At 43.7% G+C, this 11,279-nt stretch carries 11 protein-coding genes and 1 pseudogene; 2 read left to right on the top strand and 10 right to left on the bottom strand.

Features of this window, described 5'->3' with window-relative positions:
- Nucleotides 1-111 precede the first annotated feature (111 nt).
- The 5 genes and pseudogenes from FTT64_RS13830 to FTT64_RS13815 all read right to left on the bottom strand — a co-directional run bounded on the left by FTT64_RS13830 (nucleotide 112) and on the right by FTT64_RS13815 (nucleotide 3,610).
- Nucleotides 112-420: a Tfp pilus assembly protein FimT/FimU gene (locus tag FTT64_RS13830; protein ID WP_180182500.1), complete on the bottom strand. Its 309-nt coding sequence runs from the start codon at nucleotides 418-420 to the stop codon at nucleotides 112-114.
- Entirely contained in the window at nucleotides 414-764 is a 351-nt protein-coding gene (locus FTT64_RS14610; protein WP_227554619.1) for a hypothetical protein, read from the bottom strand. Before FTT64_RS14610 ends, FTT64_RS13830 begins: the two co-directional genes overlap by 7 nt.
- Before the next feature lie 5 nt (nucleotides 765-769).
- Nucleotides 770-857: pseudogene (locus tag FTT64_RS14605) on the bottom strand (prepilin-type N-terminal cleavage/methylation domain-containing protein); the annotation flags it as partial.
- Nucleotides 858-1,429: 572 nt separating this feature from the next.
- The gene (locus FTT64_RS13820) at nucleotides 1,430-2,524 is read right to left on the bottom strand and encodes an acyl-CoA desaturase (protein WP_180182499.1); all 1,095 of its coding nucleotides are present in this window, start codon (nucleotides 2,522-2,524) and stop codon (nucleotides 1,430-1,432) included.
- 15 nt (nucleotides 2,525-2,539) lie between these two features.
- Nucleotides 2,540-3,610: a ferredoxin reductase gene (locus FTT64_RS13815; protein ID WP_075174390.1), complete on the bottom strand. Its 1,071-nt coding sequence runs from the start codon at nucleotides 3,608-3,610 to the stop codon at nucleotides 2,540-2,542.
- A gap of 207 nt (nucleotides 3,611-3,817) precedes the next feature.
- Here FTT64_RS13815 and fabR point away from each other — a divergent pair, with 207 nt between their 5' ends.
- Nucleotides 3,818-4,444, top strand: a complete 627-nt coding sequence (fabR, locus tag FTT64_RS13810) for an HTH-type transcriptional repressor FabR (RefSeq protein ID WP_228151050.1) — start codon at nucleotides 3,818-3,820, stop codon at nucleotides 4,442-4,444.
- Between the two features lie 20 nt (nucleotides 4,445-4,464).
- Here fabR and FTT64_RS13805 read toward each other — a convergent pair whose 3' ends face one another.
- The 5 genes from FTT64_RS13805 to FTT64_RS13785 all read right to left on the bottom strand — a co-directional run bounded on the left by FTT64_RS13805 (nucleotide 4,465) and on the right by FTT64_RS13785 (nucleotide 10,288).
- Nucleotides 4,465-5,265, bottom strand: a complete 801-nt coding sequence (locus FTT64_RS13805) for an alpha/beta fold hydrolase (protein ID WP_016659144.1) — start codon at nucleotides 5,263-5,265, stop codon at nucleotides 4,465-4,467.
- A gap of 109 nt (nucleotides 5,266-5,374) precedes the next feature.
- Nucleotides 5,375-5,641, bottom strand: a complete 267-nt coding sequence (locus FTT64_RS13800; protein ID WP_005178913.1) for a PAAR domain-containing protein — start codon at nucleotides 5,639-5,641, stop codon at nucleotides 5,375-5,377.
- Between the two features lie 185 nt (nucleotides 5,642-5,826).
- Nucleotides 5,827-8,664, bottom strand: coding sequence for an RNA polymerase-associated protein RapA (gene rapA / locus FTT64_RS13795; RefSeq protein ID WP_075166923.1), 2,838 nt, complete (start codon nucleotides 8,662-8,664; stop codon nucleotides 5,827-5,829).
- Between the two features lie 139 nt (nucleotides 8,665-8,803).
- Nucleotides 8,804-9,448, bottom strand: coding sequence for an RluA family pseudouridine synthase (locus FTT64_RS13790; protein WP_180182498.1), 645 nt, complete (start codon nucleotides 9,446-9,448; stop codon nucleotides 8,804-8,806).
- A 141-nt stretch (nucleotides 9,449-9,589) separates the two neighbouring features.
- Nucleotides 9,590-10,288: a phosphopantetheine-binding protein gene (locus FTT64_RS13785; RefSeq protein WP_180182497.1), complete on the bottom strand. Its 699-nt coding sequence runs from the start codon at nucleotides 10,286-10,288 to the stop codon at nucleotides 9,590-9,592.
- A 205-nt stretch (nucleotides 10,289-10,493) separates the two neighbouring features.
- Between FTT64_RS13785 and FTT64_RS13780 the strand changes: the two genes are divergently transcribed.
- Nucleotides 10,494-11,099: a hypothetical protein gene (locus FTT64_RS13780; RefSeq protein WP_168405728.1), complete on the top strand. Its 606-nt coding sequence runs from the start codon at nucleotides 10,494-10,496 to the stop codon at nucleotides 11,097-11,099.
- Nucleotides 11,100-11,279 lie beyond the last annotated feature (180 nt).

Raw genomic sequence — 11,279 nt, 5'->3', positions numbered from 1 at the left:
AGTGGAATATGCCTATTCGCGACTGGCGTTTAGCCATGAGCCGCTTTATTATTGAATTCGGTGACCGCTTAAGCAATCGCCTTTAAATTTATGAAAAGCAATTACACAAAATTATTTACAGGCTCTACTGTCATCGGATGCTTTAACGTTAATGACACCTTCTGCACCACTACTACCATTCGTTACCGTAAGTTTTGCAACCATTGGATTAGTATCTGTTTGCAGTTTACCATTTGGATTTTTTATTGCCTCTGTGGTGGCTTTATTATAAGCCTCAACCAGCAATTTTTGGGTTTTCTCAACCTGGGTTTTAGCAACCCATGAGGCACCAAGCGGAATCAGCGCAACAGCTGAAATCCCAATAATGGCAATCACAATCATTAATTCAATGAGGGTTACCCCTTTAGAGCCCTTTACCATGATGTCAAACCACCACAAGCAACACCGCCTGAAATAGTTCTCACGTTAGTGTTGGTAAGCGTTAATACACAACCATTATTCTGATTTTCACCTGTTGCAGTCAATTTATAAGTTGTTCCTGCCGTATCTCCTATCGCAGCTGGAGAAGTAATCTTATATTCAAAATTATTAGCCTCAGCAGGTGTCCAATTCAGACCTGTATTAGTCCTAATATAGGTTTGGGTAGTACTCGTATTATTTGTCGTAGCTGCTGGATAAGCTAATGTTTTTTGGTAAGCCTGTTCCATCATCAAACTTAAAGTTGCCAAATCAGAACCGGCATTACTAGCTCTTGCTTTTTTGATATATTTCCCATAAGCCGGCAGTGCAATTGCTGCCAGAATTGCAATAATCGCAACAGTTATCATTAATTCAATTAGAGTGAAACCCGCCTGCATAGATCGACGGCTACCATCTCTATTTCTATACATTTTGTTACTCTCTTCACTACTTATACTTAATTGATGAAAAATACCACAATTTCGTAAATCCAAAGCTTGCAAAAATGCTCATTGTTTTTAATTGGTAGTTAATCTAACCTGTATAACAATAATAATTATCATTAATATTTAATAATTCATAAAAGTTTAATTTATCTCAAATAGAATAAATAAATAAAAATCAATTTGTTATAAATATAAAATAAGTTGTTTTACTTCAATAAAATTTACCAAAAAAGGGAGATATATCACTTAAAAATACTCTAAGGGAGTGTGTTGAAATTAATTTACTGTTCTTTTAACTTAACAATTGGCAAAAGTGCTCAAAACAAGAGTTTAAATAAAAATATTTCTTATCAAAATTTAACAAAAAAACAACCAATTTCAAGTCCACCCTATTAAAACTATAATTTTTATTAAGTATAACTATACTTGAGAATCTAAGGTATGGAATTAAATCCACTTATACATACAAACATTACCAATAAAAAAACCACTTCAAAAGAAGTGGTTCTTAGTCCCAAGAAAGACTATTTCTTGAATGGGAAAGCATACTTCACAATACGTTTAATCACACTGCCATATTGTTTAAACAGGCTGGCATTGTTGTAGTGCAAACCATATTTTTCACATACTGCCTGTACTTTTGGCGCCATCTGACGGTAACGGCGTGCCGGCACATCCGGATATAAATGGTGTTCAATCTGATGGCTTAAATGGCCAGTCAGAATATGGAACGCTTCTGAACCGGTCAGGTTAGAAGAACCGCGAATCTGGCGCATATACCAGTGACCACGGCTTTCATTTTTCAATACCGATTTTGGGAATACCTCAACATCTTTGGTGAAGTGACCACAGAAAATAATACTGAAGGTCCAGATGTTACGAATCCCGTTGGCCACCAGGTTGCCAGTGAATACTGGTAACGCAGCAGGACCAGCAATCAGCGGGAAGAACACATAGTCTTTAAACAGCTGTTTAGAGATTTTGCGCTGTAAAGGTTTCCACTCTTCTTTCAGCTCAGCCTTGGTTTTACGGCCCATCCACACTTTACCAAGTTCCAGGTTTTGAATCGCCACACCCCACTGGAACAGTAAACAGAATGGAATACTGTAAATCGGTTGTAGCAGATGACCCGGTTTCCAGCGTTGTTCTGGGAACAGACGTACCAGACCATAGCCGATATCATCATCCATACCTTTAATATTGGTATAGGTATGATGTTTGTAGTTATGGGTTTGACGCCAGTTTTCAGAGGTACCGACAATATCCCACTCATAGGTCTGACCGTTGAATTTTGGATCGTTCATCCAGTCATATTGACCGTGCATGACGTTATGGCCAAGTTCCATATTTTCCATGATTTTGGCAAAGCCGAGCAGACCAGTACCCAAAATCCAGGCTGGCGGGAACCAGCCAGCAAACAGGCAGGCACGACCCGCAATAGAAGCATAACGGATGGTTGAGTATACACGGCGGATGTATTTGGCATCTTTTTCGCCTAAATCATCCAGCACTTCCTGCTTGATGGCGTCTAATTCACGCGCCAATTCATCCAGTTCTAATTGGGTTAATTCGCGGTTTTTAGGATTTTTAAAATATTCAAATTTGACTGGCATATTCATAGTGAGTGTACCCGCTTATAAGTCAATAACTAAGTCTGTTTGTGCCGAATTCACGCAAAGCTTGAGCAAATTACCCGGTTCGGTGTTTTGCGCACCATTCACCAGATTTTTGGTCGAGCCTTCGACTTTGTTGCAGGCACATTTATTACAAATTCCCATACGGCAGCCATGCTTCGGTTGAATATTCTGCTGCTCCAGGCTGGTCAAAATAGATTGGCCTTTGGGAATGGTCACGGTTTTATTCGATTGGGTTAAGGTCACCTGCACAAAACCAGCTTCTTCATTGAGCATTGGGCTCATGCTAAAGGCTTCAGTTTTTAATTGTTGTGCATGCGCAAACAGTTCTTCTACCCGTGCAGCAAAACCCGATGGACCACAGGCATAGACTGCGCTCTGTTCAATCTGCTCAAAGGTTTGCAGATGGCTTTCATTCAGACGCTGTGCCGGTGTTTCCCCTGCCTGGGTATAAAACACGTCAAAGCTAAAGTGTGGATATTGTGTCGCCCATTGTTCAAACTGGGTTTTAAAAGCAACATCGGCAAAGGTTTTTACCCAGTACATCAGTTTAACCGGGGTCTGCTTTAATTGACCCGATTTGGCCAAAGCATCGACCAGGCTATACATTGGGGTAATACCACTACCGGCAGCCAGCAAAATGAGTGGCTGTGTCGCTTCAGGCAACAACATATCGCCATAAGGCTGGCCAAATTCCAGAATATCGCCCACATTGGCCTGATTGACCAACCAGCTGCTGACTTTACCCTGATCGACTTTTTTAACGGTTAACAGCACATGCTGAGTATCCAGTTGCGTCAGGCTGTAGGTACGCTCATAGCGAATTCCTTCAATGGTGACAAAGACCGGGTGATGTTGGCCCGCCTGTCCAAGCTGGAATTTCTGATTGAACTGCACCATCAGGCTGACCGTGTCCTGCGCGGTCTGCTGCTTTTGCACAATCTTGCCCAATGCCTGATTCACAGACCACAACGGATTGATTTTTTGTAACCAGAAGTTTGCCGAGTACGGATCAACAATCGCACTCGCAAGAGATTTTAGGGGAGATTTCGACTTTTCGATAACGTGCATAGCCTACACCACGCGATGAATTCTCAATTATTATACACATGTATATATATTTGTATATACGATTGTATTGTTTCTATTCATTTCACAAGTTCACACACAACGGCTATACTACTGAAAAGCCTTTCAGCTCTGGACCCTATGACTCAGCCTGCCATGAAAATAAGTAATGATGTTCTTGCCCAAGATGTTCCCAACATCCGTGAACCCATGACGGTGCGTACGGTCGGCAGGAAAGCGACCATTACCAAGGAAGAGCTGTTTCAGGCTGCACTGAATCTGATCGGACCCCAAAAAAGTATTGCCTCTTTAAGCCTGCGTGAAGTCGCGCGCGAAGCCGGTATTGCACCGAATAGTTTTTATCGTCACTTTAAAGATATTGATGAGCTGGCCATTGCCCTGATTGACCGGGCCGGCCATGTGCTGCGTCAGATTCTGAATCAGGCACGTTTAAAAGCATCCAAACAGAACAGCATTATCCGCACCTCGGTTGAAGTCTTTATTGAACAGCTAGATGCTGATGAAGGTAATTTAAGTCTGCTGTTGCGTGAAGGCTATACCGGATCGACGTCTTATAAGCAGGCAGTGGAACGTCAGCTGAACTATTTCCAGCAGGAACTGAAAGATGACCTGATTCGTCTGGAGCGTTTGAATAACAGCAAACTGTCCCATCCGGAGATTGTTTCTTCAGCCATTACCCAGCTGGTGTTTAATATGGGTGCCAAAGTGATTGATATGCCCGCCAATGAACGTAAAATCATTGCCGAGCAAACCATGATCATGATCCGGATGCTGCTCGAAGGCGCACGCCATTTAGATGAAGCACAAATCCGTTAACTGGATTTTAAACTGCTTATTTAAAGTGTTGATCGAATCCGCTGCTGCACATCGCGTGCGCTCTGCTCAGGAGATTCCAGCGGGAACATATGCCCACCCGCTACAACACTAAACTCAATGCCATATATCTTTTTTAGTCCCTGCGGGAAACCTTGCTTATAAAAAGCACTCTGCTCTGCCGTGATTAAATGCACCGGTAAATTTGGGGCTTTACGCGGCCAACGCCACCACCAGCTTGGTACAGTTCTAAAAATATCTGCCTCGACCTGTTTTGGAATCTGTAAGCTGATGCCGGCCTCATCTTCTCTAAGACCATGCCGGATAAAATCCTGAAAACAGCGCTCATCAAACTGTTTAAACAAGGCATTGCCACGTAACTGCTGATAAGCCTGCTCACGGCTAGACCAGGCGTCTTTACGTTTCAGACTCAGCCCGGCCGGGGTTAAACGGTCAATCTGTTTTGAACCCAGCTTTTGCAATAACTCGAATATCGGCGCTGTTTTACCAATCACAAAAGGCGGGTCCATTAAAATCAGCTGGCTAAATAAATCTGGCCGTTGATAAGATGCCATCAGCAACACCAGCGCGCCAAAAGAATGCCCCAAACCGACCACCGCCTGTTTTGGTGTTTGTAACTCGATATCGGCAATGACCTGCGCCACCAGTTTTTCCCATTTTGGCTCAACCGGATAGTCCGGATTCAGGCCAATGACCGGAATATATTTCAGCTCAATATCGGCATCAAAATAATCAAAAAAGGTCTGATAGCAAGGACTGGCGATGCCATTGGCATGGGCAAAATAAACAACAGTTTTGGTCATAAAGGTATTTGAAGCAGATGATCCATTTTGCAGGAGGTAATTTTAATTTTTTGCTGCGATTCTCAAGATCAGCCAGGCTGGTTCAACACTCTACGCCTGACCAATATATTTATTTGGCCGACACCACCAGATTCTGGCTAGGCAAGAAAGTTGCACCGCAGGTGGTTTTATCACCAACAATCACCACGCCACGCCCTTTGACCTGGGTGGTTGGATCAGCCGCAATGGCAGCTACAGTGGTTTTACATTTTGGACAATAATGCTTCATGCCATTTAAATGCACGGCAATGCCATTAATAACAAATGAACTTTCACATTCAGCAACCACACCGCCATGTGAAGTTTTAGAGCCTAAAGTGACTAATGCTTTACCCATCGTTGTTATATCTTTTAAAAATTTGGCTCATCTTAGCATGAACATTTTACCGGACTCTAGTGCACTGATCGCCGGGCTGTTCATGTCCGGCAAATCAGTATTAAAAAAGCACCCTTCAAATTAGACTAAAAGTGTCCAACTTTCGGGGTGCAGTTCAGAAGGTGCTTTTCTAAAAATTACGACTGTTATGGTTTAACCACCACCATCACCTGAATTGCTTCCGGGGTAACCGCAATACCGTCAAGCAGGCTTAAACCTTCCTTTTGCAATTTCTGCAAACGGCTGATTTCATCTTCACGGATGCTTGGGTTAAATTGCTTCAGATACGTTAGACGGTCAATTTCATATTGCCATTTCGCGCCATACATCTCTTTGGCCTGCTCTTTTAAGCCCGGCAAGGCAGTTTTGGCAATGTCCAATGCCTGTGCATAACGCTGCTCAATCACCTCGCGGCGTGCTTTTACCACCTGACGGCAGCTATTGCCATCTAAATGATGTAAATATGGTTTTAAGATTTCAGGGGCAATTTTTTGCGACAGATCCTGACCTTTTTCACTCAGCAATACACGAATCAATTGCTGCGGCAAGCTTGATGGCAGGTTCAATGCTTTCGGTGCAATCACATCAACCTTGAACCACACTTCCAGCAGCACCGAACCTTGCGGTAATGCAGCTGACTTTAACACCGCCACATTGGTACTACCAAAGCTTTGGGTATTGATCATTTCCATCACGCTTTCGGTAAATGGATGTTCCAAAGTCAGATATTGTGCATCTTCACGGATTTGAGCCTGATCACGATAGAAAGTCGCAGTCATGCCCTCTTCATCTAAAGTCAGACCTTGCACCTGCATCTGGTCTGTTGGCTTGATGATGACTGTGCCATTGCTTTGTTCATCAAAGTCGATGTTGGTTGAAGCCATAAAGCGCTTCATGAACATTGGCAAGGTAGTGTTGTCATCATAATCTTCCAGCGCCTGGACAATTTCCTGTGCCACCACCGGACGGCAAGAGTTGTATTCCAGCAGGCGGTCACGGCCTTCCTGCAATTCAGCTTCCAAAGCTTCGCGCTGTACGCTAACCGCTTCCAGCAATTCTTCAAACTGCTGGCCTTGATCTGCCAGTAAGCAGTCTTTTAATTCAACAATGAAGTTTTCCTGCAAAGTCTGCGCCGTTGGGGAAATATTGCTGAAAATATTCAACGCTTCGTTATACCAGCGGAACATGCGTTCTTGCGCCGTACCGAGTAAATACGGCACATGAATTTGAATCCGGTTTTCCTGACCAATCCGGTCTAGACGGCCAATTCGCTGTTCCAGTACGTCCGGGTTCGCCGGTAAATCAAATAAAATTAAATCCGATGCAAACTGGAAGTTACGCCCTTCTGAACCAATTTCCGAACAGAGCAGGATTTGCGCACCATAGGAATCTTCTGCGAAATACGCCGCCGCCTGGTCACGTTCCAGCAGACTCATACCTTCATGGAACATCGCAGTACGAATACCGGCGTGTAAACGCAGTGCATTTTCTAGCGCTTCCACCACCGGACCACTACGTGCAATCAGTAGCACTTTTTTGTGTTTTAAATCGCTGCGCAGCTTTTCCATCAGCCACATTACACGCGGATCGGTTTCCATCCACGCACCATCAAGCTGGCCTTCTTCTGGCCACATCTGTTCACGCAACTTGCCCTCTTTGGCCCAGTGGTCTGGGGCTGGCAGTGGTGCTGGCTGACAGTCACGGCCCGGGAAGCCCTGAATCGCTTCACGGGTGTTACGGAATAAAATACGGCCGGTACCATGACGGTCTAACAGTTCATGAATGGCGCGGAAACGCTGTTCCGGATGGTCTTCAATACGATGACCGAGCAAGCCTTCCAAAGCAGCCAGATGACCTTCTTCCAGTGGCATGTCGGACATCAGCACTTCAGCAATTTTGGCTGTTTGCTGATACTGCGCTTCTTCATCCAGGAAACGGTCCAACGAACTAAAACGCTGCGGATCGAGCAGGCGTAAACGGGCAAAGTGACTTTCAACACCCAACTGTTCCGGGGTTGCAGTTAAGAGCAGCACACCCGCCGTTTGTTCAGCGAATTCTTCGACCAGATCATAACGGTCATTGCCGCCTTCTTCTTCTGACCACATCAGGTGATGCGCTTCATCGACCACGAGTAAATCAAAACCTGCTTCAAGTGCCTGCTCACGCAGATCTTCGTGGTCAATCATCAGGTCAATGGAAGCAATAATGCATTGCTCGGTCAGAAACGGGTTTAAATCCGGGTCGTGTTCTTTAATTGACGCTGTACGGGTCAGATCAAATAAAGAGAACTGCAGGTTGAAACGGCGGCGCATTTCAATCATCCACTGATATTGCAGTGAATCTGGCACCAAAATTAAAATACGTTCAGAACGGCCGGTTTTGAGCTGCTGATGGATAATCAGACCGGCTTCAATGGTTTTACCCAAACCCACTTCATCGGCCAGTAATACACGCGGTGCAAAACGCTTACCGACTTCGTGGGCAATATAGAGTTGATGCGGAATCAGGCCAACGCGTGAACCAATCAGGCCACGCAGCGGACTGCTGTGCATATTGGCCTGCATCAACAGCGCTTCAATACGCAGGTCGTACCATTCTTTATAGTCAATCTGGCTGGCCAGTAAACGGTCTAAGGGTTTAGACAGCTGGATTTGCGCGCCAATTCGGGTTTCATTCAGCGATTTCTGTTCTTCTGAACCATCTTCCAGCTGACGTACCACGTTATAACGCACCACGCCACCGCGATCTTCCAGACTCTGAACCGTCCATTTCAGGCCTTCCTGGTCCTGTACTTCATCGCCCGCATTAAACACGATACGGGACAAAGGTGCATTGTTACGTGCATAGACACGGGTTTCGTCACTCTTGGGGAATAAAATGCTGATTGAACGTTCATCTACATCAATAAGAACGCCTAAGCCCAGTTCTGTTTCTGTATCTGACAACCAACGTTGACCAATAGCAAACTGCTGCAATTTTTCCACCTTTTTCTAGAAGTTAGGACTGTCGCGTTATCACTCAAGGACTGCTTGCCATTTGAGCAAAATTTGACATCGTAAAGCAATATATTTTGACATAAAGCCCACCAAAAAGTGAGCTTAAATTCATGAGGATATGTTTCCCTTAAAACGGCACCGGGCAATTAAACTCCAGTGTTTCTCCCGTTTGAGGATGTTGAAAACTTAAATACGCCGCATGCAAACACAGGCGTGGAGACAGCTGTTGCTGCTCTGGCGTGGCATATAAGGTATCGCCAATAATTGGATGACCCAGATATTGCATATGCACCCGCAGCTGATGCGAACGGCCGGTAATTGGAATAAGTTTGACCCGCGTAACCGCCTGTCCATTTATTTCAAACTGTTCCAGCGCCTGCCAGTGGGTAAGCGCCGGTTTCGAATGAGAAGGATCGGCCATATGCAACGGCGGACGGGTTGGATCATAGACCACCGGCACATCAATGGTGCCTTTGCCGTATAGATGCCCGGCCACCACTGCCTGATAATGCTTATCGGTCTGGCGTTCCTGAAACTGGCGTGAAATCTTGTTTTGCCCCAAGCGGCTAAGACCAAACACCAAAATACCTGAGGTGTCACGATCCAGACGATGAATTAACAGGGTTTTAGGCTCAATGGCGACCAAACGGCTGATCAGGCAGTCTTGTAAATCTGCTGTTTTTCCTGGCACTGTGAGTAAGCCGGCCGGTTTATGGATGAGCATAAAATCTTCATCTCGATAAATCAGGTGTTCGGTTAGAAAATTACTCAAAGTACACTTCCAGGCTGATCGCGAAAATAAGGCGGCAATGATAAAAACCTTGCACCACAATTACAATGCAATTTGCGCAAATTGCAGACGTTTTTTCCGATTTTGCTGAATAAAAATGTCAATTTTCTGAAAATGGCAAATTTAGTCCGTTAAAATCTGCAGCAATCCGTGAAGTGTGGGTTTGGACTGCAGATCTTCATAGCGAATATTGGCACCATTGGCACGCCATAAACCGACCAGACTGACCATACTCACCGAATCCAGACCATAGTGACGCAGGTCTTCATGCGGGTCGATGTCCAGCGCATCCATATCCAGCTGTTCGGCTATGGCCAGTAAAATGCCTTTGCGGGACAGGATATATGCCAAGGGCGCACTGAGACTCCAAAGCCGGTTCAGGCTATAGCTAGTCAGATGATGCAGCCCCTGCTGGGAGATATTTTCAATCCACTGGATATGCTGTTCCTGATTGGCCAGTAGAATCGCATCATCCACCACACAGAGCTGTTCGGTCACGCTATACAGATGCGGTAAAATCTGTTTTAGCATCGGAGTGATCTGCCCGGCAAAAATCAGTTGTGGATGGGTTGAAGCGTATTCACCCAACTGCTGCATGCCTTGCAGGACATCATCGCCATAGAGATCGACAATAGGAATATCGAGGGCTTTGGCTTTGTTGCTAATTTGAATCAGGTTTTGCATTAATGGACTATCTTGAATGCCTTCGAGCATACGCAAGTTTTGTAAGCCAACGAGAACTAAAACCGATTCAGATGAAGATAGTTGCCATTTGGCTTGGGAAGCTGTGAGCTGGATTTTTTTGGGGATGAGGTACAGCATGGAAGGCTCTTATAAATACAAAATAGCATGATGATTCATGCTATTTTAGTTTAGCATCGATTTAAAAAACACTTTGATTTCACAGACGTTTATTGTTCTAATTTCGTATAATCGCCACTATCTTAAATAAGCATAATTCAATACAAGCAATTGATCGAACTATAGATTAATTTAGGTAGTTAAATCATTAACCCTATTTGAAACAATGAAAATAAAAACTTACTCTTCTAAAGGCTTTATCGGAGTTTTATTGCTCATAATATTTATGGCATGGTTTGTACTTAAATGCATTCCTCTATCAGAGCAAGAACAAAATGCAAAAATTAGTAGCAAAATGGAAAGACAACGGCTTCGATTGGCTCAAGAATTTGATAGGTACACTCTAGAGGAACAAGCACGATTGCCAAAATATGATTCCCGTAAATATGCCCTAATTAAACGTAATAGCAGATTCTGGTTAATACCTAGAGAATATTTTAGTGATAATGGTTTTCATATAAGGTGGCCAAATACGGTAAATAGGCTACTAAAAAGAAATTGGGAAAATAAATCTAATAAAAAATACCCTATTGTGCGAGTCTTGATGGAGTCACGACAATTTAATGCATCTACAGGTTATGCAGGTAATGATAAATTTCTAAATGTAGAGCCATGCAAAAATGGAAATGATTGGTTTATTTGGAATGGAATAAATGTTCGGATATACCCGAGTGATGTACCTAATCTTTCAGATAGGCAGCGTTTAGATATATGTTTAACAGTATTGAAAATACTCAATGAGGAAATAAAGGAAATAAAGGAAATAAGTTAATTAACTTTAAGATTTCCTTAAATTAACATAATACACGTTATACGAAATTCTTTTGTAAGCCCAAAATAGAAATGTCCGGTTTCTCCAAAGTAAAAATGTCCGCTTTTAGAATATGCATTTTTGCAATTTCCTTAGCGGACGGTTTGATATGTTGGTGTCTATGTCGGATAAAGAACTTAA

The organism is Acinetobacter sp. Q186-3, assembly GCF_013420655.1.
Taxonomy (GTDB): Bacteria; Pseudomonadota; Gammaproteobacteria; order Pseudomonadales; family Moraxellaceae; genus Acinetobacter; species Acinetobacter indicus.
The sequence above is the reverse complement of the archived record's forward strand: the minus strand, read 5'-3'. Positions and strand labels throughout refer to the sequence as shown.